We start from the raw sequence: 25,459 nt of genomic DNA, 5'->3' as shown, positions 1-25,459 counted from the left end.
CTGCCGGGTATTTTCTTAACTCAAATATTTCTCAAACCATCCCAGGGTTCTTTTCCACGCTAATTCGGCAGCAGGTTCGTCGTAACGCGGGGTAGAGTCATTATGGAACCCGTGGTTGACCCCCGGATAGATCCAGGCTTCGTACACCTTACCGTTAGCTTTAAGCGCGGCCTCATAGGCAGGCCACCCCTCGTTAACATTCTTGTCGTGCTCGGCGTAATGCAGCAGCAGCGGCGCCTTAATTTTGGCGACATCCGCCGCCGGTGGCTGGCGGCCATAAAAAGGGACCGCGCAGGCCAGCTCTGGCCAGGCGACCGCGGCGGCATTAGAGACACCGCCGCCGTAGCAAAAGCCGGTGATCCCCACTTTACCGGTAGCGTCCGGGTGTTTTTGCATAAACCCGATGGCGGCAAAGAAGTCGTTCATCAGCTTCGTCGGATCGACCTTCTGCTGCAGGATCTTGCCCTCCTCATCGTTGCCGGGGTAACCGCCCACCGAACTTAAGCCATCCGGCGCCAGGGCGATGTAGCCCGCTTTTGCCACCCGACGCGCCACATCCTCAATGTAGGGATTGAGGCCGCGGTTTTCATGCACCACCACCACCGCCGGCACTTTGCCGGTGGCTTTGGCCGGTTTCACCAGATAGCCGCGCACCTGGCCATGGCCGTCCGGGGAGGGATAGGTGATGTATTCGGGCAGGATATCGGGATCGGTGAATTTCACCTGCTCCGCGAGGGCGTAATTGGGCTTAAGCATATTAAACAGCGCCAGCGCCGTGACGCCGCCAACCGCATAACGGGCAGCCAGATTGAGGAACTCACGTTTGTTGATTTTGCCGTGAGCGTAATAGTCGTAGTAGTCGAGCAATTCCTGAGGAAAGTCTTTGGCGGTCATACGCGTCATCGCATATCTCCATGAATTGTGAACAAACTAAGGTTAGAATAGAAACGCTGTTTCGAAAATCAATCACTAAGAAAGGAGACATCATGCCCTGGAACGCCTCCCCTGACCGCTACGAGACGATGCAGTACCGTTACTGCGGTAAAAGCGGCCTGCGTTTACCCGCCCTGTCACTCGGCCTGTGGCACAGCTTCGGCCACGTCCACGCCCTCGACTCACAGCGCGCCCTGCTGCGAAAAGCCTTCGATTGCGGCATCACCCATTTCGATCTCGCCAATAACTATGGCCCACCGCCGGGCAGCGCGGAGGAAAATTTTGGCCGCCTGCTGCGCGATGATTTCGCGGCTTATCGCGACGAACTGATTATCTCCACCAAAGCGGGCTATGACATGTGGCCGGGGCCTTACGGTGCGGGCGGTTCGCGCAAGTATCTGCTCGCCAGCCTCGATCAAAGCCTCAAGCGGATGGGGCTGGACTACGTGGATATCTTCTATTCACACCGGGTCGATGAAAACACGCCAATGGAGGAGACCGCTTCTGCGCTGGCGCAGGCGGTGCAGAGCGGGAAAGCGCTCTACGTAGGCATATCCTCATATTCGCCGGAGCGGACCCAGAAAATGGCGGAGCTGCTGCGCGAGTGGAAAATTCCGCTGCTTATCCACCAGCCCTCATACAACTTGCTTAACCGCTGGGTGGACAAGAGCGGCTTACTGGATACCCTGGCCGCTAACGGCACCGGCTGCATCGCCTTTACGCCGCTGGCCCAGGGGCTGTTGACCGGAAAATACCTGAACGGCATTCCTGACGGCTCCCGCATGCAGCGTGAGGGCAAAAAGGCGCGCGGCCTGACGGAAAATATGCTGACCGAAGCCAACCTGAACAGCCTGCGTTTGCTCAATGAGATGGCCCAGGCGCGCGGACAGACGATGGCGCAGATGGCGCTGAGCTGGCTGCTGAAAGATGAGCGTGTCACCTCGGTACTGATTGGCGCCAGCCGGACAGAGCAGCTGGAGGAGAATGTGCAGGCGCTGAATAACCTGCACTTTAGCGAAGAGGAGCTGCAGCGGATTGACCAGCATGTGGCCGACGGGCAGCTGAATCTGTGGCAAGCCTCTTCGGATAAATAATTTCAGAGGATAGTGTCGGGTGGCGCTGCGCTTACCCGACCTACAGACTCCCCGTAAGCCTGATAAGCGCAGCGCCATCAGGCGTTTTGTCTTATTTGCGGCTCAGCTTGTCCAGATATCCCATCACAAATGCCGACAGCACAAACGTGAGGTGGATAATCACGTACCACATCATCTTGTTGTCAGGGATATTTTTGGCATCCATGAACACCCGCAGCAGGTGAATGGAGGAGATCGCCACAATCGACGCCGCCACTTTGTTTTTCAGCGACGACGCATCCATTTTGCCAAGCCAGCTCAGCTTCTCTTTATCCGCGGAGATATCCAGCTGCGAGACGAAATTTTCGTAGCCCGAAAACATCACCATCACCAGCAGGCCGCCCACCAGCGTCATATCCACCAGCGACAGCAAAAGCAGGATCAGGTCAGATTCAGCGATGCTGAATATATGCGGCAGAACGTGAAAAATTTCCTGAAAGAATTTAATACAGAGCGCCACCAGCGCCAGCGAGAGGCCAAAATAGACCGGAGCTAACAACCAGCGGGAGGCATACATTGCGTTTTCAAAAAAGCGTTCCATAGAGTCCTGTCTGCAAACGAAACCAGTGTGCAGTATATCGCAATGGCCCAAATTGTTTGCAACAACTAAACAACAGATCCCCTACACTTGCTCAGGCTTTACCACCGGGCGCTGATACTCAGGCCACACCAGCACCACCAGCGAGGGATACGCCTCGAGGCTGAACTCGCGAAAACACTGGCGCAGGTTCATCACCTCCAGATCGGTGTGCGACACTTTTTCGCCGTTCAGGCAGCGCTTCTTAATATTGTCGTAATATTTGTAGACCGCCGAGTTAAGATCGCTGCAACGACGCTGCGCCTCAAACAGGTCAGGAATGCTATTTATTTCCACCATATTCATTCGTTTAATTGTGGCATGGAGGAAATCAATATATTCATGGTTAACGCGCCAGTACCAAACCGGGGTAATCGCATTCATTAACACAGAAAAATGGTCTTCGCCCTCTTCTTTTGACATCCGCTCCGGCTGAGGCGGGACGTGCGCGCTCCCCACATCGCTACTTTTATTGAACTCGCGCATCAATAAAAGAACTACGGCGGTAAGCAATAACAAAGTAATGACAGTATAAAAAATGCTGTTCATATAGGCAGGCTCCATTTTTTTTGATTTTAAATTTGCCTCATGTTATTGTCAACGAATCTCACACTCCAGACAACCCTACCCCGTTGAAATTAAAGGAAATATAAAATGTTGCCCGACAATCTGGTTCCGGCCAAGTTTCACATTTCTTCCGTGGAACCAAAACCGCCAGAAGCAGAAAGCAATGCCAATTTCACTAAGGGGAAAAGAACACTCGCTGATTACGCGCCAGATATATTAATTGGCGTTACCCGTACCGGTAACTCCCGCAATATGTTGCTTGAAGAGCACGATCGGCATATTAAAGACCGGTTATTTCGGGTAGTTAAAATCGAGGTGTTCGCCCGACTGCTGAATGATTTGCAGGCGGAGGGGGAAATAGATGCCCAGGCACTAAGTCAAATATTGGCGGAAAAAACCGATGAGATTAACGAAGCCGGTAATGAAATCTGGTTGAATCTTATTACCTGCGAAAAAAACACGCCTGTGTTTTATACGCTAGAGGATGAATAACGTGAAGGATGTTGATAACAACAACGTTTATTTAGCTTTAGATGACAAAAAAAGCGATGAATTTATCTTAGAGCAAAACCTTGCCGCGCTTAAAGAGATTAAAAACGCTGAAATACAAAGAATTGCTAAAGATCTGCTCTCCATTCCGGCGGGCCTGGTGCGTCTGAAATGGCAGAATCGCCGTGAAATTTATCCATTGCAGGTAAAAGAAGAGATCTATGGCGCGACAATAAACGCCATTATGCAACAGCGTCCGGATTTAAAAGAAAAAATACTGGCGCGCCTGGAAACCAATTATCAATATATTCTGGCACGTGAAACCGCGACCCTGCGCGTCACCCGTAAGCTGGCTGATGAAGGCTATCGCACCACCAGCGTGACCACCGTTGCGCTGAATGAAGAGGTGCTGGCCGCCAAAGCGGACATTCCACCGCAAAAGCCGTAACCTCTCGCCGAACCCTGCCGTCTCGCCTGTTTCTGATCAGCCCATTTCTTTTAAGGATTATACTGAATAATCCTCACAGCCCAGTTGATTCTCCTAAGCTTAAAGTCTGATTAACCCCTCAAGGAGAACACCTATGGCAAACTCTCAGAGCAAAATTCAGGATCCGACAACCCAGTACTACACCGGCGAATATCCCAAGCAGAAACAGCCTGTACCGGGGCTGCAGAGCAAGATGGACCCGGTGCCGGACTGCGGCGAAAAGAGCTATAAAGGCAGCGGCAGACTACAGGATCGTAAGGCACTGGTGACAGGGGGCGATTCCGGGATTGGACGCGCTGCCGCCATCGCTTACGCGCGTGAAGGAGCAGATGTCGCCATTAACTATCTGCCCGCCGAAGAAGAGGACGCCCAGCAGGTTAAGCAGCTTATTGAAGAGGCCGGGCGCAAAGCGGTGCTCATCCCTGGCGACCTGAGCGATGAACAATTTGCCCGCTCGCTGGTACATAAAGCCCATCAGGAGCTGGGTGGGCTGGACGTGCTGGCGCTGGTAGCCGGTAAGCAGGTGGCGGTGGAGAAGATTGCCGATATCACCACCGAGCAGTTTAAGCAGACCTATGCCGTGAACGTGCTGGCTCTGTTCTGGATTACCCAGGAGGCACTGCCGCTGCTGCCCGCCGGGTCGAGCATTATCACCACCTCCTCGATTCAGGCCTATCAGCCGAGCCCGCATCTGCTGGACTATGCTTCCACTAAAGCGGCTATTCTCAACTTCAGCCGCGGGCTGGCGAAACAGGTGGCTGAGACCGGCGTGCGCGTCAACGTGGTAGCCCCTGGTCCTATCTGGACGGCGCTGCAAGTCTCCGGCGGTCAGCCTCAGGAGAAGCTCCCGCAGTTTGGTCAGCAGACGCCGATGAAGCGCGCAGGGCAGCCTGCGGAGCTGGCGCCGGTCTATGTCTATCTGGCAAGTCAGGAGTCCAGCTACGTGACCGCAGAAGTGCACGGCGTGTGCGGTGGGGAACATTTAGGCTGATGGTGCAGTGCCGGGTGGCGGCTTCGCCTTACCCGGCCTACGTTTCGCATGCAGGCGCCATCCGGCAAATACAAAAACGGCAACCCGTGGGTTGCCGTTTCTCTTTATTTCGCCGCCGCTTTCTCTTCGCCGACCAGACCAATTTTCAGGTAACCCGCCTGGTGCAGCGTGTCCATTACCTTCATCATGGTTTCGTAATCGACCGTCTTATCGGCGCGGAAGAAGACGGTAGTCTCTTTCTTGCCTTCGGTCAGGGCGTTCAGCGCCGGGATCACCGACTCATCGGTCACCGGATCGTTGCCGAGGAACATAGATTTATCGGCCTTTACAGAGAGATAAATCGGTTTTTCTGGGCGCGGCTGCGGCTGACTGGATGACGCAGGCAGATTCACCCTCACGTCTACGGTCGCCAGCGGCGCCGCCACCATGAAGATAATCAGCAGAACCAGCATAACGTCGATAAACGGCGTCACGTTGATTTCGTGCATTTCGCCGTTATCGTCCAGATTTTCATTAAGACGCATTGCCATGACGAATCAACCTACGTGAAATTTCTGAGCAGAACGAATCGGCTTAGCCGAGCTGGCGCTGAGATCCAGATCGCGGCTTTGCAGGAGCAGAACCTGGGCGGCAACGTCGCCGAGGGTCGCTTTGTAGCTGCCAATCATACGGGCGAAGACGTTATAGATCACGACTGCCGGGATTGCCGCCACCAGACCAATGGCTGTTGCCAGCAGCGCTTCGGCGATGCCGGGCGCCACAACCGCGAGGTTGGTGGTTTGCGTCTGGGCGATGCCGATAAAGCTGTTCATGATGCCCCAGACGGTACCGAACAGACCGACGAACGGCGAAATCGCGCCGATGGTCGCCAGGTAACCGTTACCCCGTCCCATATGACGGCCAACGGCCGCAACGCGACGCTCAAGGCGGAAGCCGGTACGCTCTTTAATCCCTTCGTTGTCTTCACTGCCTGCAGAAAGTTCGAGCTCGTTCTGCGCTTCGTTGATTAACAGGGTGGTCAGGCTCTTCGCCTGGAAGGAGGCGGCCATGTCGCTCGCCTGATTCAGGGTACGGGCTTCGGCCAGCTGCTGCTGCTCGCGCTTAAGGCGGCGTTTATGGGAAAGAAGCTCTACGCTCTTGCTAAAGAAAATAGCCCAGGTGACGACAGACGCCAGAATCAGGCCGATCATGACAATCTTCACCACGATGTCGGCATGATGATACATACCCCAGACGGAGAGGTCCGTCTGCATCAAATTATTACCCACTCGGTATCTCCAGGACGCAAATCACAAAATCTGAGCATAATAATATCAAAACAACGTCGAATTGATAGTAGTTCTCATTAGTATTTACATAGTGCCGTAAATTCGTTTCATTTTCCTTGCGCTTACGCAGGAAAAATTTCCCGGAAACAAATTTTAAAAAATTTTCCGCTGAACCCACTACCGTTAAGGTGACCATTTTTACTTTCGTGATAGTCTGGACGTCCAGACGTATAAAAACAGGTTGCGCAGACATGAAAGAGAAGCATCTTGATACCACCCTTGTCCAGGCGGGACGCAGTAAAAAATATACCCTTGGTTCCGTGAACAGCGTCATCCAGCGCGCCTCGTCGCTGGTGTTTGATACCGTGGAGGCGAAAAAGCACGCCACCCGTAACCGGGCCAACGGTGAACTGTTTTACGGGCGTCGCGGCACGCTGACCCACTTCTCGTTACAGGAAGCGATGTGCGAGCTGGAGGGCGGCGCGGGCTGTGCGCTCTTCCCCTGCGGTGCCGCGGCGGTGGCCAATACCATTCTGGCGTTCGTTGAGCAGGGCGACCATATCCTGATGACCAACACCGCCTACGAGCCAAGCCAGGACTTCTGCACCAAAATCCTCAGCAAGCTGGGGGTCACTACCGACTGGTTCGATCCGCAGATTGGCGCGAACATCGCCGAGCTGATCCAGCCCAACACCCGGATTGTGTTCCTGGAATCACCCGGCTCTATCACCATGGAAGTGCATGATGTGCCAGCCATTGTGCAGGCGGTACGCAGCAAAGCGCCGGACGCGATCATCATGATGGATAATACCTGGGCGGCAGGGGTGCTGTTTAAGGCGCTCGATTTTGGTATCGACATCTCGATTCAGGCGGCGACGAAGTACCTGATTGGCCACTCTGACGGGATGATTGGTACCGCGGTTTCCAACGCCCGCTGCTGGGAGCAGCTGCGCGAGAACGCCTATCTGATGGGCCAGATGGTGGATGCCGACACCGCCTATATGACCAGCCGCGGCTTGCGTACCCTCGGCGTGCGTCTGCGTCAACATCATGAAAGCAGCGTGCAGATTGCACAGTGGCTGGCGCAGCATCCCCAGGTGGCGCAGGTTAACCATCCGGCACTGCCGGGCAGCGTCGGACATGAATTCTGGCAACGTGACTTTACGGGCAGCAGCGGTCTGTTCTCCTTTGTGCTTAATAAACGCCTGAGCAATGACGAGCTCGCCGCTTACCTGGATAACTTCTCGCTGTTCAGCATGGCTTACTCCTGGGGCGGCTTTGAATCGCTGATCCTGCCGAACCAGCCAGAGCAGATTGCGGCCCTGCGTCCCGGCGGCAAAGTGGACTTTACCGGCACCCTGATCCGCCTGCATATCGGCCTGGAAAATGTCGACGATTTGATTGCCGATCTGCAAGCCGGGTTTGCGCGCATTGAATAGCGCAGGGCCACAAACACACTCCGCGGACACTTTTCTCTCCATTAGCTGCAGAAAAGTCTGATTTGTTGCGTCTGCGATCAAAGCCCGCCGACGAAATAGGGAGTACAATAGCCCTATATATGCTGTTCCACAGGAAAGCCCATGGCTGTTATTCAAGATATTATCGCTGCACTCTGGCAACACGACTTTGCAGCGCTGGCGGACCCGCACGTGGTTGGGATTGTCTATTTCGTTATGTTCGCCACATTGTTTCTGGAAAACGGGTTACTGCCCGCCTCCTTTTTACCGGGGGACAGTCTGCTGCTGCTGGCAGGGGCGTTAATCGGTAAAGGGGTTATGGACTTTACCCCCACGATGGTGATCCTCACCTCAGCCGCCAGCCTGGGCTGCTGGCTCAGCTATTTGCAGGGCCGCTGGCTCGGCAATACGCGGGTGGTCAAAAGCTGGCTGGCGCAGCTGCCGCATAAATACCATCAGCGGGCGAACTGCATGTTTGACAGGCATGGCCTGCTGGCGCTGCTGGTCGGGCGTTTTCTGGCCTTTGTGCGTACGCTGCTGCCAACCATGGCTGGCATCTCCGGGCTCTCTAACCGCCGCTTCCAGTTCTTTAACTGGCTGAGCGCGCTGCTGTGGGTCGGGGTCGTGACCACTTTTGGCTATGCGCTGAGTATGATCCCGTTCGTTAAACGCCATGAAGATCAGGTCATGACCTTCCTGATGATCCTGCCTATTTTCCTGCTGGTCGCAGGGCTGGTAGGAACCATCGTGGTGGTGATCCGTAAGAAGTACTGCAACGCCTGAGGCGCTGCTGTCGTTGTAGCCCCGGTAAGCGTAGCGCCACCGGGGAAAAGCGCCGGGCGGCACTGCGTTTGCCCGGCCTACATGTCAATCACATCCCCTGCATCATCCGCATCCGCGCCGCATCTTCCCCCGGCGTCACGCCAAAGTAGCGCTTGAACTCCCGGCTGAACTGCGAGGCGCTTTCATAGCCTACCCGCAGCGCGGCGGCGCTGGCTTTCATGCCATCGTGGATCATCATCATCCGCGCCTTATGCAGGCGGTAGCTCTTGAGATACTGTAGCGGCGAGGTGCTGGTTACCGACTTAAAGTTATGGTGGAACGCCGAGACGCTCATGTTGGCCTCAGCCGCCAGCTGATCCACGCTCAGGTTTTCGGTGTACTGGCTCTCGATGCGTTTCAGCACCCGGCCAATCAGGCTGAAGTGGGTCTGACGGCTGACCAACGCCAGCAGCGCCCCGCCGCCCGGCCCCAGCAGGATGTGGTAGAGGATCTCGCGCACGATCTGCTTACCCAGGATCCGCGCGTCCAGCGGCCGCTCCATTACGTCCAGCAGACGTTCAATGGCGCAAAGGATCTCATCCGTCAGCGTGGCGGAGTTGATGCCGCTCGCCGCCATCGACGGGCGAAACAGTTCGTCCTCGCCAATGTCCATCAGCAGCTCCTGCAGTTGCAGGATATCGATATTTAAGCGAATACCTGCCAGCGGTACCGCCTCTGTCGCGAAAGTTTCACATTCAAAGGGTAAAGGTACTGTCAGGAGCAGATATTCGTTGGGGTCGTAACGAAATACCCGCTCGTTGATGTAGCCAATTTTGTGGCCAGAAAAGAGAAAAATGATACCCGGCTGATACATCACCGGCGTGCGGGCGTAGGGCTGCGTCCCATACAGCAGACGAACATCCGGCAGCAGCGTATCAAGATAATTTTCATTATCTTTCAGTTTCTTAATTTGTTCCGTTAGCTGCTGGCAGACGGCTTCACGTTTCATATTCTCTCACTCCGGGTACGTTTTCCGACGCCTGCAGTGTGCGCATTTTTTCCTGTTTTCTCCAGCACTGTGTAGAAATGGGCAAGACAACGGCAGGAATGTGCATTGAGAGGAGCGCGTGCGCTCGCCACAATGAGCACCATCAGGCAGCCCTCTGTGCCGCCCCGTTTTTTCACCCACCAAAGGGAACGAACAATGAACAATTTTAATCTGCATACCCCAACCCGCATCCTGTTTGGTAAAGGCGCCATCGCCGATCTGCGCGAGCAGATCCCGGCCAACGCCCGCGTCCTGATTACCTATGGCGGCGGCAGCGTGAAGAAGAATGGCGTCCTGGATCAGGTTTACTCCGCGCTGGAAGGCATGGACGTGCGCGAGTTCAGCGGCATTGAGCCAAACCCCTCTTACGAAACGCTGATGAAGGCGGTGAAAATCGCCCGTGACGAGCAGATTACCTTCCTGCTGGCGGTGGGTGGCGGCTCGGTGCTGGACGGCACCAAGTTCATTGCCGCGGCGGCCCATTATGATGAAACCATCGACCCGTGGCACATCCTGCAAACCGGCGGCAGCGACATCAAGAGCGCCATTCCAATGGGCTCTATACTGACCCTGCCGGCGACCGGCTCCGAATCCAATAAAGGCGCGGTGATCTCCCGTAAAACCACCGGCGACAAGCAGGCCTTTATGAACGAGCACGTGCAGCCGGTGTTTGCGGTGCTGGATCCGGTCTATACCTACACCCTGCCGCCGCGTCAGGTGGCGAACGGCGTGGTGGATGCCTTTGTCCATACCGTTGAGCAGTACGTTACTTACCCGGTAAACGCGAAGATTCAGGATCGTTTCGCCGAGGGCATTCTGCTGACCCTGATCGAAGATGGCCCGCTGGCGCTGAAAGAGCCAGAAAACTACGAAGTGCGCGCCAACGTGATGTGGGCCGCCACCCAGGCGCTGAACGGCCTGATTGGTGCCGGCGTGCCGCAGGACTGGGCGACCCATATGCTGGGCCATGAGCTGACGGCGATGCACGGCCTCGATCATGCCCAGACCCTGGCTGTGGTTCTGCCTGCGCTGTGGAATGAAAAACGCGACACCAAACGTGGCAAGCTGCTGCAGTACGCTGAGCGCGTCTGGAGTATTACTGCCGGTTCTGAAGATGAGCGTATCGATGCGGCCATCGCTGCCACCCGCAACTTCTTCGAGCAGCTGGGTGTCCCGACGCGTCTCTCCGGCTACGGTCTGGACGGCAGTTCCATCCCTGCCCTGCTGGCAAAACTCGAGGAGCACGGCATGACGCAAATCGGGGAACATCATGACATTACTCTCGATGTAAGCCGCCGTATTTACGAGGCCGCTCGCTAACTGATTTTACGCGATTGCCTTCCGTTTTTCGGCATTTAGGCCAGGCTTAATGCACATACGCCACCAGGGGCTCACTCCTGGTGGATGTCCAATGAAGGAGGAAAAATGGCAAACCAAACCGTAATCAAGCTTCAGGATGGCAACGTAATGCCCCAGTTGGGGCTCGGCGTATGGAAAGCCGGTAACGACGAGGTCGTCTCCGCCATTCATAAAGCACTGGAAGTCGGCTATCGCTCCATTGATACCGCTGCCGCCTACAAAAATGAGGAGGGCGTCGGCAAGGCCCTTGCCAGCGCTGGCGTACCCCGCGATGAGCTGTTCATTACCACCAAGCTGTGGAACGACGACCAGAAGCGTCCGGCAGAAGCCCTCCAGGAGAGCCTGGACAAGCTGCAGCTCGATTTTGTCGATCTCTATCTGATGCACTGGCCGGTTCCGGCTATCGACCATTACGTCGAGGCCTGGAAAGGGATGATTGAGCTGCAAAAAGCCGGACTGATAAAAAGCATCGGGGTCTGTAACTTCCAGGTTCACCATCTGCAGCGCCTGATCGATGAGACGGGCGTCGCCCCGGTGATCAACCAGATTGAGCTGCACCCGCTGATGCAGCAGCGCCAGCTTCATTCATGGAATGCGACCCACAAAATTCAGACCGAATCCTGGAGCCCGCTGGCTCAGGGCGGCGAAGGGGTCTTCGATCAGAAAATTATCCGCGATCTGGCCGATAAGTATGGCAAAACCCCGGCACAGATTGTTATTCGCTGGCATCTGGACTGCGGTCTGGTGGTGATCCCGAAATCGGTCACCCCGTCGCGCATCGCTGAGAACTTCAACGTGTGGGATTTCCGCCTGGATAAAGATGAACTGGGTGAAATTGCGAAGCTGGATAAAGGCAAGCGTTTAGGCCCGGATCCGGACCAGTTTGGCGGTTAGTAAAAAGCCGGGTGGCGGCTTCGCCTTACCCGGCCTACGTTCAGACTTGTAGGCCCGGTAAGCGCAGCGCCACCGGGCTTTTTTACAGGCTTAACCGGCCTTACGTTTTACACTCTTCTTCGTGCTCGCCCCACCGTTCGAACGCTGATGCACAATTGGCGTGTGCTTGGTCAGGGCCGGACGTGTATTGCGGTTCTGGCGGCGCGCTTCGCGCATCTCTTCAACCGTTGGCGCAGGCACCAGACAGTCGCGGCGTGAGCCAATCAGGTGCTTTTTGCCCATCTCTTCCAGCGCCTGGCGGATCAGCGGCCAGTTTTTCGGATCGTGATAACGCAGCAGGGCTTTGTGCAGACGACGCTGTTTGTCCCCCTTCGGCACCACCACATCCTCACTCTTATAGCCAATCTTACTAAGCGGGTTCTTGCCGGTGTAATACATGGTGGTTGAGTTCGCCAGCGGCGACGGATAGAAGTTCTGCACCTGATCCAGACGGAAGCGACGCTGCTTCAGCCACAGGGCCAGGTTCACCATGTCTTCGTCACGCGTGCCCGGGTGCGCGGAGATAAAGTACGGGATCAGGTACTGCTCTTTCCCGGCCTGCTTCGAATAGGTATCGAACAGCTCTTTAAAGCGATCGTAGCTCCCCATCCCCGGCTTCATCATCTTCGATAATGGCCCCTCTTCGGTATGCTCCGGGGCGATCTTCAGGTAGCCGCCCACATGGTGGGTCGCCAGCTCTTTGATGTAGCGCGGATCTTCCACGGCGATGTCATAACGCACCCCGGAAGCGATGAGGATCTTCTTGATGCCCTTCAGATCGCGGGCACGACGGTAGAGGTTGATCGTCGGCTCATGGTTGGTGTCCATATGTTCGCAAATGCTCGGATAGACACAGGAGAGACGACGGCAGGTCTGCTCCGCGCGCGGCGACTTACAGCGCAGCATGTACATGTTGGCGGTTGGGCCCCCCAGATCGGAGATGACGCCGGTAAAGCCCGGTACCGTGTCGCGAATGGCTTCGATCTCGTTGACGATAGAGTCTTCAGAGCGGCTCTGAATAATGCGCCCTTCATGCTCGGTGATCGAACAGAAAGAGCAGCCCCCGAAGCAGCCACGCATGATGTTGATCGAGAAGCGGATCATCTCATACGCCGGGATACGGCTGTTGCCGTATGACGGATGCGGCACGCGCTTGTACGGCAGCGCAAATACGCTGTCCATCTCTTCGGTAGAGAGCGGGATCGCCGGCGGGTTTACCCAGATGTAGCGCTCACCGTGCTTTTGCATCAGCGCACGGGCGCAGCCCGGGTTGGTTTCGTGGTGCAGAATACGGGACGCATGCGCGTAGAGCACCTTGTCGCTTTTTACCTTCTCAAAGGATGGCAGCAGCACGTAGGTCTTTTCCCACGGCTTCGGACGCGGCGGCTGCACCACGATGGCTTTTGCTTCGGCTTTCTTCGGCGCAACCGGCTTATTATCCGCACACGGCAGATCTTCGCCGTATGGATGCGGGATCGGATCGATTTTGCCCGGCATATCGATGATACGGGAATCCACCCCTTTCCAGCCCGGCAGCGCCTCTTTCACCATGATGGCGGTGTTACGCACGTCGCGGATGTCGCCCACCGGTTCGCCCTGCGCCAGACGGTGCGCCACTTCCACCAGCGGACGCTCGCCGTTGCCGAAGATCAGCATGTCGGCTTTGGAGTCCACCAGCACCGAACGGCGCACGGTATCAGACCAGTAGTCGTAGTGCGCGGTACGGCGCAGGCTCGCTTCGATACCCCCCAGGATAACCGGTACATCTTTCCAGGCCTCTTTGCAGCGCTGGGTGTAGACGAGGGTTGCGCGATCCGGACGCTTGCCCGCCACGTTATCCGCGGTGTAGGCGTCGTCGTGACGCAGCTTGCGGTCGGCGGTGTAGCGGTTGATCATCGAGTCCATGTTGCCCGCGGTAACGCCGAAGAAGAGGTTAGGCTTACCGAGGCGCATAAAATCATCTTTGCTGTTCCAGTCAGGCTGGGCAATGATCCCGACGCGGAAGCCCTGGGCTTCGAGCATGCGACCGCAGATCGCCATACCAAAGCTCGGATGATCGACGTAAGCGTCACCCGTCACCAGGATAATGTCGCAGCTGTCCCAGCCAAGTTGGTCCATCTCTTCACGAGACATCGGCAGGAAAGGCGCCGGTCCAAAGCAGGCCGCCCAGTACTGCGGCCAGGAGAAGAGGTCACGATCCGGCTGGATCAGGGAAATTGCGCTCATAATGCTTCCGAAGAAAAAATAATCAAAGGGCGGCGATTATACGCTGTTCTTCTGTAATAAATGAAGTGGGGAACGCGCCAAAATGGCGCCAGGTTAACGAAACTTCCACAAGCGCTGTAAACAACCTGCTAGAATGCCGCGCGCTGACGAATAACCGCTTTACTACGCAGGATTTTTAGCCCGTTTTTGCTCAGCAAAAACGGCCATGACGGGGAATGACACTTTGCGAGGCAGCCACTCTTCTCAGGTTTCCCAGCTACAGGTTGTGATGCATCTGTGCGGGTTTTTGGTGTTGCTTTATAGCTTCTCGATGCTGCCGCCGATGGCCATCGCGCTGGCAAATAAAGAGCGCAGCTATATCGCCTTTTTGAGCACCTTCGTGACCTTTTTTACCCTCGGAGGCGGCACCTGGCTGATGACCAAACATGCCGGGATCCAGCTGCGCACCCGCGACGGGTTTGTGATTATCGTACTGTTCTGGTTCCTCTTTTCGCTGATTAGCGCCATGCCGCTGTGGATGGATGACGCGCAGAAACTCTCGCTGGCGGATGCGCTTTTTGAAGGGGTATCGGGGATCACCACCACCGGGGCTACGGTGATTGGCGACGTCAGCGCCCTGCCAAAATCGTATCTCTACTATCGCGCGCAGCTCAATTTTATCGGCGGCCTTGGGGTCATCGTGCTGGCGGTGGCGGTGCTGCCGTTTCTCGGCATTGGCGGCATGAAGCTTTATCAGTCTGAAATGCCAGGACCGTTTAAAGAGGAGCGCCTCACTCCCCGGCTGGCGGATACCTCACGCACTCTCTGGCTCACCTATCTGCTGCTGGGGCTAACCTGCACGCTGGCCTACTGGCTTGCGGGGATGTCGTTCTTCGACGCGCTGTGCCACGGGCTCTCAACCGTCTCCCTCGGCGGCTTCTCCACCCGTTCGGAGAGTATCGGTTTTTACGACAGCCATGCCGTGGAGCTGGTCGCCGGGCTGTTCTCCCTGCTCTCCGCTTTCAACTTTACCCTCTGGTATGTGGCCATCACCCGCCGCACGCTGAAGCCGTTTCGCCGTAACCAGGAGCTAAAGTTCTTTCTGATTGCCGCGGCCATCATCATTTTGATCACCGCCTGGCAGGTATGGCATGCAGGGATGTACAACATCCCTGACAGTCTGGTGCATGCCTTTTTTCTTGCCAGCTCGATGATGACCGATAATGGCCTGTCGACCGGGGACTATGCCCAGTGGCCCGCGCACACCATCTTTTTACTGTTACTGGCCAGCTTCTTCGGCGGCTGCATCGGCTCCACCTGCGGCGGGATCAAGGCGCTGCGTTTTCTGATCATGTTCAAACAGTGCCGCCAGGAGCTGCACCAGCTTGGCCATCCACGCGCCCTTTTGCCGGTGCGCATCGGTAAAAGCGTGGTCAACGAGCGCGTACTGCGTTCGGTCTGGAGCTTCTTTTTTCTCTACGTCCTGTTTACCGCCTTTTTTATCTGGGCGCTGAATCTGATGGGGTACGATCTGTTCACCTCCTTCGCCACGGTCGCCGCCTGCATCAACAATATGGGGCTGGGATTCGGTGAAACTGCGTCAACGTTCGGTACGCTGACGGAAGGGGCAAAATACCTGATGTGCGTGGCGATGATTCTGGGGCGTCTGGAGATCTATCCGATACTGATCCTCTGCTCGCGCTTCTTCTGGCGGGCCTAGAAACAACACGCCCGGCAGAGGATGCCGGGCGGGAGAGAATTACGGGGCCGGATTTACCAGCAGCTGCCCCACCGAGCCGCGATCCGCCATCTCCAGCGTCTGGCTGTGGAACAGGAACGGGAAGTGCGGCCAGGAAGGCTGCCCGTAATAGACCAGCAGTTCCACCTGCCCGTCGACCCAGACGGTATCCTTCCAGCCTCTGTCTTCCGGGAACGGCATGGCGCCGTTGACGTTGCGGATAAGGAAACTCACCCCTTCGATATGGAACGACTGCGGCCTGTCGGCGCGCACCGTCCAGCGCTCCCAGGAGCCCTGCTGGGCGGTGATATCGATGCGGTTCACATCCCACAGCTGGCCGTTAATGCCCGGATCGTCGCCAAGGCTGATATCCCGGCTGCGCACCGGCGTACCGCTCAGGATCTCCTCCGACAGCAGGCGCATCGGCAGGGTATCGGTCACCAGCGGCAGCAGGCCGGTTGGACGCAGGGTTAACACCAGCGTCGAGACCAGAATGCTTGATGGCTCAAAGAAACCGCGCAGACGATCAACAATGCCCGCCGCCTCGCCACAGGTGATCGACACCTCTTCGCCGTTGGTCATATCCACCAGGATTTCGCGTCGCTCGCCCGGCGCCAGCGCCAGCTGTTTAACCGACACCGGAGCCGGTAAAAAGCCCTGATCCCCGGCAATGACGTGCAGCGCGCGGCCATCGCTCATCTGCAGTTGATAGCGACGCGAGTTGGAGGCATTCAGCAGACGCAGGCGTACCCAGCCGCGTGACACCTCGACATAGGGGCTTTGCGCGCCGTTGACCAGCAGCGTATCACCCACAAAACCGCCGCTGCCCGGCTCGCTGTACTCCGGCGTACCGAAATTATCCAGCCGCTTGTCCTGAATGATGAGCGGGAAGTCATCCACCCCGTAGTGGTTCGGGATCGGCAGGGATTTACTGACCTCATCCTCTATCAGCCACATCCCGGCCAGACCGTTGTAGACCTGCTGCGCGGTGCGGTTTGGGGTGTTGGCGTGATACCAGAGGGTCGCGGCGCGCTGGCGGACCGGCAGAACCGGTGCCCAGTCGGCGCTTGCGGACATCATGCGCGGCGCACCGCCCAGCAGCGGGCCCGGCACCTGCATCCCGCTGATGGTCATGGCGACGTTCTCCGCCAGGCGGTTGCTGTAGATCAGTTTGACGTCATCGCCGCTCCAGACGCGCACCGTCGGGCCGAGGTAGCGTCCGTTGATGCCCCAGACCGAAGCCCGGGTACCCTGAGTGAACGACCAGTGGGCGCGCTGTAGCGTCAGAAACAGCGGCTGCCCGCGGCGGGATTCCAGTAACGGCGGAATGGGCAGCGGCTGCTGCTGCCCGGCGGCGTTTGCCCTCAGCGGAACCGCGCCTGCACAAAGGGCGATCCCCGATGCCTGAATAAACTGACGGCGACTGAGTGACATAATGGCTCCATCTATAAACGCACTAACACACGGGAATTCGTTTTCCCTTTAAACCGGCTTAAACCTTGCCAGCAGCTTCTCGCTCTGCGACTTCTTTATCGAGCTCAGCGATTTTATTCAGCATTAATTCGCGGCAATGTGCCGCCAGCTCGCGTACCTGGTCTTTGCCATATTTACTGACATCGACCGGCGGCAGCATCTCTACGATGACCAGACCGTTACGCAGACGATTCAGGTTTATCTTATTCGATGTGTTGGAAACACACACTGGAATAATCGGTACGCCTGCCGCAATTGCGGCATGAAATGCGCCAGTTTTGAACGGCAGCAGGCCACGACCCCGGCTGCGGGTCCCTTCCGGGAACATCCAGATAGAGATCTTGCGCTTTTTGAAGTGGTTCACCACCTCGGCAATCGTGCCGTGCGCTTTGGCCCGGTTGTTGCGGTCAATCAGCAGGTTGCCGGTGAGCCAGTAGAGCTGGCCGAAGAACGGGATCCACAGCAGGCTTTTCTTGCCCACGGTGACGGTTGGCGGCTGCACGATTTTCGCTGCGGTCACCATATCGTAGTTATTCTGGTGGTTACCGATATAGATAGCGTTACCAAATTTCTCTGCCCCTTCCGGCAGACGCGTTTCCACCTTCAGGCCAAACAGCGGCGCCAGACGGGCAAACATGTGGCCAAAGGTGGCAACGTGTTTTGGATTACGCGGGCTGAACAGGCAGTAAACAGAGCCGAAGATACAGACCAGAATGCAGTAGATAACGGCAAGAATGGTTCGAACAATTAATAGCATAGCGACCTCAAAAACCCCTGACAGTTGGCGATTATACTGCAACTGTGAGCGGGTAACTCCTTTGTTTCTATAACGGATGTTTTTCACGAGTCCCCCTCCTGAGCGGAGGGGGAGGTGCTCTGTTACGCTTCGTTGTCGCCCGATGTCGCGCGGTGTGGAGAGTCGATCTCTACACGGTCAATGCGCTGCAAGCCACGCATCAGCGATCCTTTGCGTCCACGTTCGCCCACCACTTTCTGCAGCTCTTCCGGGCGCAGCTTGATTTTGCGTTTACCCACATGGATGGTCAACGTGCTCTGCGGCGGCAGAATAAAGAGGTGCGCCAGGCTGTCTTCCCCTTTTGCCGCATCCGCCGCAGCGATGTTGATGATCTTGTTGCCTTTGCCTTTCGACAGCTGCGGCAGATCGCTGAGCGGGAACATCAGCATGCGGCCCGCGGCGGAGATCGCCAGCAGCATGTCGTTCTCGTCTTCAATCACCAGCGGGGCCATGACCCGGGCGTTATCCGGCAGGCTAATCAACGCTTTGCCCGCACGGTTGCGCGAGATCAGATCGTTAAAGGTACAGATGAAGCCGTAACCCGCATCGGAGGCCATCAGCAGTTTCTGCTCATCACCTTCCATCAGCATATGCTCGACGGTCGCCCCTGGCGGCAGCGTCAGCTTGCCGGTGAGCGGCTCGCCCTGCCCGCGCGCTGACGGCAGCGTAATCGGGTCGATGGCGTAGCTACGCCCGGTGGTGTCGATAAAGGCCACCGGCTGGTTGCTCTTGCCCTTCACGGCGGCTTTGAAGCTGTCGCCCGCTTTGTAACTCAGACCCGGCGCGTCGATATCATGACCTTTGGCGCTACGCACCCAGCCGCTTTGTGACAGCACAATGGTCACCGGCTCGGACGGCTGCATGTCATGCTCGCTCATCGCTTTCGCTTCTTCACGCTCGTGCAGCGGAGAGCGACGCTCATCGCCGAAGGCATCGGCGTCAGCCTGCAGCTCTTTCTTCAGCAGGTTGTTCATCTTGCGTTCGGAGGCGAGGATCGCCTGCAGCTGATCGCGCTCTTTTTCCAGCTCATTCTGCTCACCGCGAATTTTCATCTCTTCCAGCTTCGCGAGATGGCGCAGTTTCAGCTCGAGGATCGCTTCCGCCTGGGTTTCGCTGATGCCAAAGCGCGACATCAGGGCTGGCTTCGGCTCATCCTCGGTACGGATGATCTCAATCACTTCGTCGATGTTGAGGAACGCCACCAGCAAACCTTCGAGGATATGCAGGCGCTTAAGCACTTTCTCCAGACGGTGATTCAGACGACGGCGCACCGTATCGCGGCGGAACGTCAGCCATTCGGTGAGGATCTCCAGCAGGTTTTTCACCGCCGGACGGCCATCCAGCCCGATCATGTTCAGGTTGATACGGTAGCTTTTTTCCAGATCGGTGGTGGCGAACAGGTGATTCATCACCGGCTCCATATCCACACGGTTGGAACGCGGCACGATCACCAGACGGGTCGGGTTTTCGTGGTCGGATTCATCGCGCAGATCGTCCACCATCGGCAGCTTTTTATTGCGCATCTGGGCGGCGATCTGCTCCAGCACCTTCGCGCCCGAGACCTGGTGCGGCAGCGCGGTAATCACCACCGCGCCATCCTCTTTGGTCCACACCGCGCGCATACGCACCGAGCCGCGACCGTTCTGGTAGATTTTGCGGATTTCCGCGCGGGAGGTGATGATCTCCGCTTCGGTCGGGAAGTCCGGCCCCTGCACGATATCCAGCAGATCGTCCAGCGTGGTCTTCGGCTGTTCAATCAGGATAATGGCCGCTTTCGCCACTTCACGCAGGTTGTGCGGCGGGATATCCGTCGCCATCCCGACGGCAATACCGGTGGTGCCGTTCAGCAGAATGTTCGGCAGACGCGCAGGCAGCATTTTCGGCTCCTGCAGCGTACCGTCGAAGTTGGGTACCCACTCCACGGTGCCCTGGCCCAGCTCGCTGAGCAGCAGTTCGGCATATTTTGAGAGACGGGATTCGGTATAACGCATCGCCGCGAACGACTTCGGATCGTCCGGCGCACCCCAGTTCCCCTGGCCGTCGACCAGCGGATAGCGGTAGGAGAACGGCTGGGCCATCAACACCATCGCTTCATAACAGGCGCTGTCGCCGTGCGGATGGTATTTACCCAGCACGTCACCCACGGTACGGGCGGATTTTTTAAACTTGGCGCTGGCATTCAGTCCCAGCTCAGACATCGCATAAACGATGCGGCGCTGAACGGGTTTCAGGCCATCTCCGATAAACGGCAACGCCCTGTCCATGATGACGTACATGGAGTAGTTCAGGTAGGCGTTTTCCGTGAATTCATGTAGCGCGAGGCGCTCTGCCATATCGCTCATTAAATGGGATTCCTCAACTCAGAAACCAGTTGGTTTCAGGCAATATTGCCGCAGATACTACCTTATCTGGCGAGTCGAGTCACAAAGAAAAAGGGGCCGGAATAGCGGCCCCTTGATGGGTTATTTATTCAGCTTGATAACCTGTTTCACGTCGATTTCGAAATCGTTCCACTCTTTATCGACCTTGCCCTGCAGCTCAACCTTATCCTGCGGCGTAATGGTCTGGCCGTTCCAGTGTTTATTGTCGATCTCCACCGTTACCGTGCCGCTCTCATCACGGAAGGTATAACGGTCGTCAGAGAGGCGCTCGGTAATCGTCCCGCGCAGTTTCACCCAGCTGTCATCCTTCATATCCTTGACCTTCTGCGCCGTGGTGAGGTTAGCGTCATTATCGACAAACCCGCCCTGCTGGGTTTGCGTCTGGGTTGCCGTCGCGGATGGGCCATTAAATCCCCCCTGTGCCGCAAACACCGGCGCGGAGGTGATCATCATGATGGCAGCAATAGCAGCGATTTTTTTCATCTTAACTCTCCCTTTAATGTCGTTTCGCAATCCATTAAACAGGGTAAACCTTAACAACTTCTTAAGCGGAAAATTTAAATTTTTTTACTGTACAGCTGTGCGTAACAGAGGGTTTACTGACGGCATCAGGGAGGGAAACATGCGCATTTTACTGGTAGAAGATGACAGGCTGATTGGCGATGGCATTAAAGCCGGGCTGACGAAAATGGGCTTTTGCGTGGACTGGTTCACCGACGGCGAAACGGGCCGTGCGGCGCTCTATAGCGCCCCCTACGACGCCGTGGTACTCGACCTGACGCTGCCCGGCCTCGACGGGCTACAAATCCTGCGCGAATGGCGGGCACAGGGGCGCGACGAACCGGTGCTGATATTAACCGCGCGGGATGCGCTCGATCAGCGCGTCGAGGGGCTGCGCCTGGGGGCTGACGATTATCTCTGTAAACCCTTCGCCCTGATTGAGGTGGCTGCCCGTCTGGAGGCGCTGGTGCGCCGCAGCCACGGGCAGGCGCACAGCGAACTGCGCCACGGTAAGATCACGCTCAATCCCACCAGCCTCGTCGCCACCCTGAACGGCGAAACTCTGGTGCTGAAGCCGAAAGAGTTTGCCCTGCTGGAACTCCTGATGCGCAACGCAGGCCGCGTCCTGCCGCGGAAGCTGATTGAAGAGAAGCTCTATACCTGGGATGACGACGTCTCCAGCAACGCCATAGAAGTCCACATACACCATCTGCGCCGCAAGCTCGGCAGCGATGTTATCCGCACCGTGCACGGCATCGGTTATACCCTGGGTGACGCATGAAACTGACCCAACGCCTCAGCCTCAAGCTGCGCCTGACGCTGCTGTTCTTAGCCCTGTCGCTGACGGCGTGGTTTGCCGCGAGCATCGTCGCCTGGCACCAGACCACCGATAAGCTCGATAAGCTGTTTGACACTCAGCAGATGCTGTTTGCCAAAAGGCTGCTGACCATGGATCTCGACGAGCTCAAAGCCCCGGAACGCATGCGCGAGGTGCCGAAAAAAGCCCGTCACGGCCATCTGGATGACGATGCGCTGGCCTTCGCCATCTACACCCCCGAGGGCAAAATGGTGCTTAACGACGGCGAAAACGGACGCGACATTCCGTACCACTATCGCCGGGAGGGCTTCGACAACGGGCGGCTGGACGACGATAACGACGAATGGCGATTCCTCTGGCTCACCGCCCCGGACGGCAAATACCGGGTGGTAGTGGGCCAGGAGCGGGAGTACCGTCAGGAGATGGCGCTGGACGTGGTGCGATCGCAGCTCACGCCGTGGCTGGTGGCGCTGCCGGTGATGCTGCTGTTGCTTATCGTCTTGCTGAGCCGGGAACTGCACCCGCTGAAAAAGCTGGCGCAAACCCTGCGCCTCCGCTCACCGGATGCCACTGACCGCCTGCCGACCCACGGCGTGCCCGTTGAGGTTCGTCCGCTGCTCGATGCGCTGAATCATCTGTTCGCCCGCACCCAGGAGATGATGGCCCGCGAGCGCCGCTTTACCTCCGATGCCGCCCACGAACTGCGCAGCCCCCTCACCGCCCTGAAAGTGCAGACCGACGTGGCGCAGCTGTCGCTGGACGATCCTGAGGCGCAGGGCAAAGCGCTGAACCAGCTACACGCCGGTATCGACCGGGCATCGCGGCTGGTTGAGCAGCTCCTGACCCTGTCGCGCCTGGATTCACTGGAGAGCCTCGATGACGTGGAATCCCTGGTGCTGGCCGATGTTCTCCAGTCAGCGGTGATGGCGATCTACTCTCCGGCGCAGCAGGCCGGGATCGAGATGCGCCTGAACATCAACGCCCCGCAGGTCACCCGCCCTGGTCAGCAGCTGCTGCTGAGCCTGCTGGTGCGCAATCTGCTGGATAACGCCGTCCGCTACAGCCCGCGCGGCAGTGTGGTGGAGGTTACGCTCGATAGCCGCAGTTTTACCGTCCGAGACAACGGACCAGGCATTGCCCCCGATGCGCTGGCGCGGATCGGCGAGCGCTTCTATCGCCCGCCAGGGCAGGAGCAAACCGGCAGCGGGCTGGGGCTATCTATCGTTAAACGGATTGCCGCCCTGCATCGAATGAGGGTAACACTCGGGAATGCGCCGGAGGGCGGCTTTGCCGTCACCGTCGGCTGGTAGGGAATTATTGCTGCTATAGCAAAAGACTTTGCACATTTTGCTAATTTCACCGCACCGCTGTCGCGCGTAGAATAGCCCTCAGACTCGCTACTCTGAGGACAACTTAATGAGCAATATCTTAATTATCAACGGTGCAAAAAAATTCGCCCACTCCAATGGCCAACTGAATGACACCCTGACCGAGGTCGCGGACGGCTTCCTGCGCGACGCCGGGCATGATGTTAAAGTCGTGCGCACCGACGGCGAGTACGATATCCAGGCCGAAGTGCAGAACTTCCTCTGGGCTGACGTGGTGATCTGGCAGATGCCTGGCTGGTGGATGGGCGCACCGTGGACCGTGAAAAAGTACATGGACGATGTCTTTACCGAAGGCCACGGCGCGCTGTATGCCAGCGATGGCCGCACCCGTTCAGATGCCTCGAAAAAATATGGCTCCGGCGGTCTGATTCAGGGGAAAAAGTACATGCTTTCCCTCACCTGGAACGCCCCGATAGAAGCCTTCACCGAAGAAGATCAGTTCTTCCACGGCGTGGGCGTGGACGGTGTTTATCTGCCGTTCCACAAAGCCAACCAGTTCCTGGGAATGGAGGCGCTGCCGACCTTTATCACCAACGACGTGATCAAAATGCCGGACGTGCCACGCTATATCGCAGAATATCGCAAGCATCTGGCTGAAATTTTTGCTTAACTGGTTGCATGTTATCAGGAGAAATGACCATGCTTACCGTTATTGCTGAAATTCGTACCCGTCCTGGCCAACATCACCGTCAGGCGGTGCTGGATCAGTTCGCTAAAATTATCCCGACCGTTTTAGAAGAAGCCGGCTGCCACGGCTACGCGCCGATGGTGGACACCGCCGCGGGTGTCAGCTTCCAGACCACCGCCCCCGACTCCATCGTGATGGTTGAGCTGTGGGAAACCGTCGCGCACCTTGAAGCGCATCTGCAGACTCCGCACATGAAAGCGTGGAGCGAGGCGGTGAAGGGTGACGTTCTGGAAACGCATATCCGTATTCTGGAGAACGGGGTTTAACCCCTGTTTTGCCCGGTGGCGCTACGCTTACCGGGCCTACAAAACCGTAGGCCGGGCAAACGAAGTGCCGCCCGGCAATACCAACAGCACCGAATCTCAGGCCCGGTACGCATAGCGTTTCCGGGCTTTTTTTATCACCTCAAAACGCACCTGCTATGCTTACTTCTGATTTCATTGTTATCTGGAGGAAGGAATGGGTATTTTTAACTTCGTTAAAGAGGCAGGTGAAAAGCTGTGGGATAACCTGACCGATCACAAAGGTCAGAGCGATAAGGTGACTGAACACCTTAAAAAACTCAACATACCGGGCGCCGACAAAGTGCAGGTCAACGTCAACGACGGTAAGGCCGTGGTGACGGGTGACGGACTCACCCAGGAGCAGAAGGAAAAAATCCAGGTCGCGGTGGGGAACATCGCGGGCGTCAGCGAGGTGGAAAACAGCATCACCGCCACCGACACCCAACAAGAAGCCACCTACTATACGGTCAAATCGGGTGATACGCTGAGCGCTATCTCCAAAACGGTGTATGGCGATGCGTCGCAGTACAACAAAATCTTCGAAGCCAACCGCCCTATGCTCTCCAGCCCCGATAAAATTTATCCCGGCCAGACGCTGCGTATTCCAGAAGCCTGATAGCACCGCACCGAGGGAAGATGATGAAGATAGCCTGTCTGGGCTGGGGCTCGTTGATATGGAAAAGCGGCCCACTCCCCGTCGCCGGGGAGTGGAAAACTGACGGGCCATCGCTCCCCGTTGAATTTTGTCGGATCAGCGATGGCGGCGAGCTCGCCACCGCCCTCTGCATGAACGCACCTGCCGTTCCCGTGCTCTGGGCGTGGCTCAACGCGGAAACCCTGAACGTTGCCTGTCAGGCCCTGCGCGAGCGCGAAGGGATCCCTGAGGAACGTTGTGACGGTATCGGTTCGTTGCTGACTGGAGAGCGCCACACCGGCCTGCTTGCTAAATGGGCGGCCGAGAGAGGCATCGAGGCGGTGATCTGGACCGGGCTGCCACCGAGAAGCGCCTCACTGGAGGGGCGGGTGCCTACCGTGGACGAAGCGATTGTCTATCTGGATAGCCTGAGCGGCGAGGCCCGCCAGCACGCGCGGGACTATTTTGACCAGGTGCCAGCCCAAATCGACACCCCCTACCGGCGGGTAATCACTGAAGTGCTGGGGTGGTAACAACGCCACCCCAGCGT

General features: G+C 57.1%; 26 protein-coding genes. 15 read left to right on the top strand and 11 right to left on the bottom strand.

What is annotated here, in order from left to right; translation table 11 throughout:
- Positions 1 to 15: 15 nt before the first annotated feature.
- Entirely contained in the window at positions 16 to 903 is an 888-nt protein-coding gene (gene yghX / locus B3X29_RS12555) for a YghX family hydrolase (protein ID WP_103176952.1), read from the bottom strand.
- Between the two features lie 83 nt (positions 904 to 986).
- On the opposite strand from yghX, the gene B3X29_RS12550 reads away from it, so the two are divergent.
- Entirely contained in the window at positions 987 to 2,027 is a 1,041-nt protein-coding gene (locus tag B3X29_RS12550; protein WP_159339951.1) for an aldo/keto reductase, read from the top strand.
- A 91-nt stretch (positions 2,028 to 2,118) separates the two neighbouring features.
- Here B3X29_RS12550 and B3X29_RS12545 read toward each other — a convergent pair whose 3' ends face one another.
- Both B3X29_RS12545 and B3X29_RS12540 read right to left on the bottom strand, forming a co-directional pair.
- Positions 2,119 to 2,607 carry a TIGR00645 family protein gene (locus B3X29_RS12545; protein WP_103176954.1) on the bottom strand — a complete coding sequence of 163 codons (489 nt, stop codon included), beginning with the start codon at positions 2,605 to 2,607 and terminating at the stop codon, positions 2,119 to 2,121.
- 81 nt (positions 2,608 to 2,688) lie between these two features.
- On the bottom strand, positions 2,689 to 3,192 hold the full coding sequence (locus B3X29_RS12540) for an ESA_00282 family adhesion-associated protein (protein WP_103176955.1): 504 nt from the start codon (positions 3,190 to 3,192) through the stop codon (positions 2,689 to 2,691).
- A 105-nt stretch (positions 3,193 to 3,297) separates the two neighbouring features.
- On the opposite strand from B3X29_RS12540, the gene B3X29_RS12535 reads away from it, so the two are divergent.
- The 3 genes from B3X29_RS12535 to B3X29_RS12525 all read left to right on the top strand — a co-directional run bounded on the left by B3X29_RS12535 (position 3,298) and on the right by B3X29_RS12525 (position 5,177).
- Positions 3,298 to 3,702 (top strand): hypothetical protein, encoded by a 405-nt coding sequence (locus B3X29_RS12535; protein WP_103176956.1) that lies wholly within the window; start codon positions 3,298 to 3,300, stop codon positions 3,700 to 3,702.
- Positions 3,695 to 4,147, top strand: a complete 453-nt coding sequence (locus tag B3X29_RS12530) for a cytoplasmic protein (protein ID WP_103176957.1) — start codon at positions 3,695 to 3,697, stop codon at positions 4,145 to 4,147. The genes B3X29_RS12535 and B3X29_RS12530 overlap by 8 nt, the downstream gene beginning before the upstream one ends.
- A gap of 133 nt (positions 4,148 to 4,280) precedes the next feature.
- Positions 4,281 to 5,177 carry an SDR family oxidoreductase gene (locus B3X29_RS12525; RefSeq protein ID WP_156655224.1) on the top strand — a complete coding sequence of 299 codons (897 nt, stop codon included), beginning with the start codon at positions 4,281 to 4,283 and terminating at the stop codon, positions 5,175 to 5,177.
- A 104-nt stretch (positions 5,178 to 5,281) separates the two neighbouring features.
- Here B3X29_RS12525 and exbD read toward each other — a convergent pair whose 3' ends face one another.
- Both exbD and exbB read right to left on the bottom strand, forming a co-directional pair.
- Positions 5,282 to 5,707 (bottom strand): TonB system transport protein ExbD, encoded by a 426-nt coding sequence (gene exbD, locus B3X29_RS12520; protein ID WP_159339950.1) that lies wholly within the window; start codon positions 5,705 to 5,707, stop codon positions 5,282 to 5,284.
- Between the two features lie 6 nt (positions 5,708 to 5,713).
- On the bottom strand, positions 5,714 to 6,445 hold the full coding sequence (gene exbB / locus B3X29_RS12515; protein ID WP_103176960.1) for a tol-pal system-associated acyl-CoA thioesterase: 732 nt from the start codon (positions 6,443 to 6,445) through the stop codon (positions 5,714 to 5,716).
- A 251-nt stretch (positions 6,446 to 6,696) separates the two neighbouring features.
- Between exbB and metC the strand changes: the two genes are divergently transcribed.
- A complete protein-coding gene (metC, locus tag B3X29_RS12510) occupies positions 6,697 to 7,884 on the top strand; it encodes a cystathionine beta-lyase (RefSeq protein WP_159339949.1) in 1,188 nt (395 codons plus the stop codon).
- A gap of 141 nt (positions 7,885 to 8,025) precedes the next feature.
- Positions 8,026 to 8,685: a DedA family general envelope maintenance protein YghB gene (gene yghB / locus B3X29_RS12505; protein WP_103176962.1), complete on the top strand. Its 660-nt coding sequence runs from the start codon at positions 8,026 to 8,028 to the stop codon at positions 8,683 to 8,685.
- Positions 8,686 to 8,773: 88 nt separating this feature from the next.
- On the opposite strand, the gene B3X29_RS12500 is transcribed toward yghB, so the two are convergent.
- Entirely contained in the window at positions 8,774 to 9,673 is a 900-nt protein-coding gene (locus tag B3X29_RS12500) for an AraC family transcriptional regulator (protein WP_103176963.1), read from the bottom strand.
- A gap of 195 nt (positions 9,674 to 9,868) precedes the next feature.
- On the opposite strand from B3X29_RS12500, the gene yqhD reads away from it, so the two are divergent.
- Positions 9,869 to 11,032 (top strand): alcohol dehydrogenase, encoded by a 1,164-nt coding sequence (yqhD, locus tag B3X29_RS12495; protein ID WP_159339948.1) that lies wholly within the window; start codon positions 9,869 to 9,871, stop codon positions 11,030 to 11,032.
- Between the two features lie 105 nt (positions 11,033 to 11,137).
- Positions 11,138 to 11,965 carry a 2,5-didehydrogluconate reductase DkgA gene (gene dkgA, locus B3X29_RS12490; protein WP_103176965.1) on the top strand — a complete coding sequence of 276 codons (828 nt, stop codon included), beginning with the start codon at positions 11,138 to 11,140 and terminating at the stop codon, positions 11,963 to 11,965.
- Positions 11,966 to 12,055: 90 nt separating this feature from the next.
- Here the strand turns inward: dkgA and B3X29_RS12485 are convergent, their stop codons facing one another.
- Positions 12,056 to 14,230, bottom strand: coding sequence for a YgiQ family radical SAM protein (locus tag B3X29_RS12485; RefSeq protein WP_103176966.1), 2,175 nt, complete (start codon positions 14,228 to 14,230; stop codon positions 12,056 to 12,058).
- A 268-nt stretch (positions 14,231 to 14,498) separates the two neighbouring features.
- Between B3X29_RS12485 and B3X29_RS12480 the strand changes: the two genes are divergently transcribed.
- Complete coding sequence (locus B3X29_RS12480) at positions 14,499 to 15,929, top strand: TrkH family potassium uptake protein (protein WP_236560478.1); 1,431 nt, start codon at positions 14,499 to 14,501, stop codon at positions 15,927 to 15,929.
- Positions 15,930 to 15,968: 39 nt separating this feature from the next.
- On the opposite strand, the gene ftsP is transcribed toward B3X29_RS12480, so the two are convergent.
- The 4 genes from ftsP to B3X29_RS12460 form a co-directional block, all read right to left on the bottom strand.
- On the bottom strand, positions 15,969 to 17,381 hold the full coding sequence (gene ftsP / locus B3X29_RS12475; RefSeq protein ID WP_103176967.1) for a cell division protein FtsP: 1,413 nt from the start codon (positions 17,379 to 17,381) through the stop codon (positions 15,969 to 15,971).
- Between the two features lie 58 nt (positions 17,382 to 17,439).
- The gene (gene plsC, locus B3X29_RS12470) at positions 17,440 to 18,177 is read right to left on the bottom strand and encodes a 1-acylglycerol-3-phosphate O-acyltransferase (RefSeq protein WP_103180982.1); all 738 of its coding nucleotides are present in this window, start codon (positions 18,175 to 18,177) and stop codon (positions 17,440 to 17,442) included.
- Positions 18,178 to 18,299: 122 nt separating this feature from the next.
- A complete protein-coding gene (gene parC / locus B3X29_RS12465; protein ID WP_159339947.1) occupies positions 18,300 to 20,558 on the bottom strand; it encodes a DNA topoisomerase IV subunit A in 2,259 nt (752 codons plus the stop codon).
- Between the two features lie 120 nt (positions 20,559 to 20,678).
- On the bottom strand, positions 20,679 to 21,080 hold the full coding sequence (locus B3X29_RS12460; RefSeq protein WP_103176969.1) for a YgiW/YdeI family stress tolerance OB fold protein: 402 nt from the start codon (positions 21,078 to 21,080) through the stop codon (positions 20,679 to 20,681).
- 139 nt (positions 21,081 to 21,219) lie between these two features.
- On the opposite strand from B3X29_RS12460, the gene qseB reads away from it, so the two are divergent.
- The 6 genes from qseB to B3X29_RS12430 all read left to right on the top strand — a co-directional run bounded on the left by qseB (position 21,220) and on the right by B3X29_RS12430 (position 25,442).
- On the top strand, positions 21,220 to 21,879 hold the full coding sequence (gene qseB / locus B3X29_RS12455; protein WP_103176970.1) for a quorum sensing response regulator transcription factor QseB: 660 nt from the start codon (positions 21,220 to 21,222) through the stop codon (positions 21,877 to 21,879).
- Positions 21,876 to 23,225: a quorum sensing histidine kinase QseC gene (qseC, locus tag B3X29_RS12450; RefSeq protein WP_159339946.1), complete on the top strand. Its 1,350-nt coding sequence runs from the start codon at positions 21,876 to 21,878 to the stop codon at positions 23,223 to 23,225. The genes qseB and qseC overlap by 4 nt, the downstream gene beginning before the upstream one ends.
- Before the next feature lie 106 nt (positions 23,226 to 23,331).
- On the top strand, positions 23,332 to 23,913 hold the full coding sequence (locus B3X29_RS12445) for an NAD(P)H-dependent oxidoreductase (protein ID WP_103176972.1): 582 nt from the start codon (positions 23,332 to 23,334) through the stop codon (positions 23,911 to 23,913).
- Positions 23,914 to 23,942: 29 nt separating this feature from the next.
- Complete coding sequence (locus B3X29_RS12440; RefSeq protein ID WP_032614615.1) at positions 23,943 to 24,257, top strand: putative quinol monooxygenase; 315 nt, start codon at positions 23,943 to 23,945, stop codon at positions 24,255 to 24,257.
- Between the two features lie 193 nt (positions 24,258 to 24,450).
- Positions 24,451 to 24,891 (top strand): peptidoglycan-binding protein LysM, encoded by a 441-nt coding sequence (gene lysM, locus B3X29_RS12435; RefSeq protein ID WP_103176973.1) that lies wholly within the window; start codon positions 24,451 to 24,453, stop codon positions 24,889 to 24,891.
- Positions 24,892 to 24,911: 20 nt separating this feature from the next.
- Positions 24,912 to 25,442: a hypothetical protein gene (locus B3X29_RS12430; protein WP_371816533.1), complete on the top strand. Its 531-nt coding sequence runs from the start codon at positions 24,912 to 24,914 to the stop codon at positions 25,440 to 25,442.
- Positions 25,443 to 25,459: the final 17 nt, after the last annotated feature.

The organism is Leclercia sp. UBA5076, assembly GCF_002416465.1.
Lineage (GTDB): Bacteria > Pseudomonadota > Gammaproteobacteria > Enterobacterales > Enterobacteriaceae > Enterobacter.
The sequence above is the reverse complement of the archived record's forward strand: the minus strand, read 5'-3'. Positions and strand labels throughout refer to the sequence as shown.

Coding starts and splice junctions, on each gene's coding strand:
- yghX (WP_103176952.1), bottom strand. CDS start 903: ATGACGCGTATGACCGCCAAAGACTTTCCTCAGGAATTGCTCGACTAC.
- B3X29_RS12550 (WP_159339951.1), top strand. CDS start 987: ATGCCCTGGAACGCCTCCCCTGACCGCTACGAGACGATGCAGTACCGT.
- B3X29_RS12545 (WP_103176954.1), bottom strand. CDS start 2,607: ATGGAACGCTTTTTTGAAAACGCAATGTATGCCTCCCGCTGGTTGTTA.
- B3X29_RS12540 (WP_103176955.1), bottom strand. CDS start 3,192: ATGAACAGCATTTTTTATACTGTCATTACTTTGTTATTGCTTACCGCC.
- B3X29_RS12535 (WP_103176956.1), top strand. CDS start 3,298: ATGTTGCCCGACAATCTGGTTCCGGCCAAGTTTCACATTTCTTCCGTG.
- B3X29_RS12530 (WP_103176957.1), top strand. CDS start 3,695: ATGAATAACGTGAAGGATGTTGATAACAACAACGTTTATTTAGCTTTA.
- B3X29_RS12525 (WP_156655224.1), top strand. CDS start 4,281: ATGGCAAACTCTCAGAGCAAAATTCAGGATCCGACAACCCAGTACTAC.
- exbD (WP_159339950.1), bottom strand. CDS start 5,707: ATGGCAATGCGTCTTAATGAAAATCTGGACGATAACGGCGAAATGCAC.
- metC (WP_159339949.1), top strand. CDS start 6,697: ATGAAAGAGAAGCATCTTGATACCACCCTTGTCCAGGCGGGACGCAGT.
- yghB (WP_103176962.1), top strand. CDS start 8,026: ATGGCTGTTATTCAAGATATTATCGCTGCACTCTGGCAACACGACTTT.
- B3X29_RS12500 (WP_103176963.1), bottom strand. CDS start 9,673: ATGAAACGTGAAGCCGTCTGCCAGCAGCTAACGGAACAAATTAAGAAA.
- yqhD (WP_159339948.1), top strand. CDS start 9,869: ATGAACAATTTTAATCTGCATACCCCAACCCGCATCCTGTTTGGTAAA.
- dkgA (WP_103176965.1), top strand. CDS start 11,138: ATGGCAAACCAAACCGTAATCAAGCTTCAGGATGGCAACGTAATGCCC.
- B3X29_RS12485 (WP_103176966.1), bottom strand. CDS start 14,230: ATGAGCGCAATTTCCCTGATCCAGCCGGATCGTGACCTCTTCTCCTGG.
- B3X29_RS12480 (WP_236560478.1), top strand. CDS start 14,499: ATGCATCTGTGCGGGTTTTTGGTGTTGCTTTATAGCTTCTCGATGCTG.
- ftsP (WP_103176967.1), bottom strand. CDS start 17,381: ATGTCACTCAGTCGCCGTCAGTTTATTCAGGCATCGGGGATCGCCCTT.
- plsC (WP_103180982.1), bottom strand. CDS start 18,177: ATGCTATTAATTGTTCGAACCATTCTTGCCGTTATCTACTGCATTCTG.
- parC (WP_159339947.1), bottom strand. CDS start 20,558: ATGAGCGATATGGCAGAGCGCCTCGCGCTACATGAATTCACGGAAAAC.
- B3X29_RS12460 (WP_103176969.1), bottom strand. CDS start 21,080: ATGAAAAAAATCGCTGCTATTGCTGCCATCATGATGATCACCTCCGCG.
- qseB (WP_103176970.1), top strand. CDS start 21,220: ATGCGCATTTTACTGGTAGAAGATGACAGGCTGATTGGCGATGGCATT.
- qseC (WP_159339946.1), top strand. CDS start 21,876: ATGAAACTGACCCAACGCCTCAGCCTCAAGCTGCGCCTGACGCTGCTG.
- B3X29_RS12445 (WP_103176972.1), top strand. CDS start 23,332: ATGAGCAATATCTTAATTATCAACGGTGCAAAAAAATTCGCCCACTCC.
- B3X29_RS12440 (WP_032614615.1), top strand. CDS start 23,943: ATGCTTACCGTTATTGCTGAAATTCGTACCCGTCCTGGCCAACATCAC.
- lysM (WP_103176973.1), top strand. CDS start 24,451: ATGGGTATTTTTAACTTCGTTAAAGAGGCAGGTGAAAAGCTGTGGGAT.
- B3X29_RS12430 (WP_371816533.1), top strand. CDS start 24,912: ATGATGAAGATAGCCTGTCTGGGCTGGGGCTCGTTGATATGGAAAAGC.